Source organism: Pseudonocardia sp. SID8383, assembly GCF_009864975.1.
GTDB lineage: Bacteria > Actinomycetota > Actinomycetes > Mycobacteriales > Pseudonocardiaceae > Pseudonocardia > Pseudonocardia alni.
In genome coordinates, this window is sequence record NZ_WWFY01000357.1 from 1 (window position 1) to 769 (window position 769).

Annotated in this window: 2 pseudogenes; both read right to left on the reverse strand. The window is 78.2% G+C overall.

Annotation, left to right across the window (positions count from 1 at the left end):
* A pseudogene (locus GTW08_RS08665) lies at positions 1–295 on the reverse strand (ATP-dependent DNA ligase); the annotation flags it as partial.
* A gap of 45 nt (positions 296–340) precedes the next feature.
* Positions 341–769: pseudogene (locus tag GTW08_RS08670) on the reverse strand (hypothetical protein); the annotation flags it as partial.

Here is a 769-nt window from a genome sequence, read left to right on the forward strand (position 1 = left end):
GGCGCCGGGCCGCCGAGCCGGTCCCCGCGGTACCGGCCAGCTCGTCGAGCAGTGCGTCGACCTGCTCCACCGTCAGCGACGGCTCCGCCCCGGCCGGCACGTCGACGCCCGACAACGTCCGCCAGCCGGTCCCGATCCGGCCCTGCCGGGGCACCCCGGACAGCCAGGCGACGACCGGCACGACCTCGGCCGGCGCGGCGGTGCGCAGCAGCCCGGCGAGCGCGGCGGTCTTCTCCTTGCGCGCGCGGGTCGCCCCGACCGCGGCCGAGGTGGTGACGACGTCGGTGAACAGCACCGGGTCAGTGAAGCAGCGACCCCCGACAGTTCGCGCGTCGTCGGATCAGGCGGTGCGCGCCGCCTGCGGTACCGGGACGGGGCGCGGGCCGGACGCGGCGGGCGGCAGGATCGCGCGGCGCCACAGCTCGGCGACCGGGACGACCCCGCGGCAGGTGCCGTCCGGTGCGACGACGACCAGGTCGTCGTAGCCGCGGGCCGGGTCGCCGGACAGACCGATCTCCATCGCGCGGTGCAGCGGGGTCCGCTCGTCGACGGTCCGCGGCGGGTCCGCCAGCTCGGCCGCCGGCTTCTCGGCCCACAGCGCGTGCCCGAACCTGCCGGCCAGCTGGAGCAGGACGCGGCTGCGGTCGAGGTAGCCGACCGGCCGGTGCGCACGGTCGACCAGGACGATCCCGCCCGAGTCGGGACGGGCGCGCAACGCCTCGCGGGCGGTGTCGCCGACGGCGTCGTCGGGCAGGGTCACGGCCGGCAC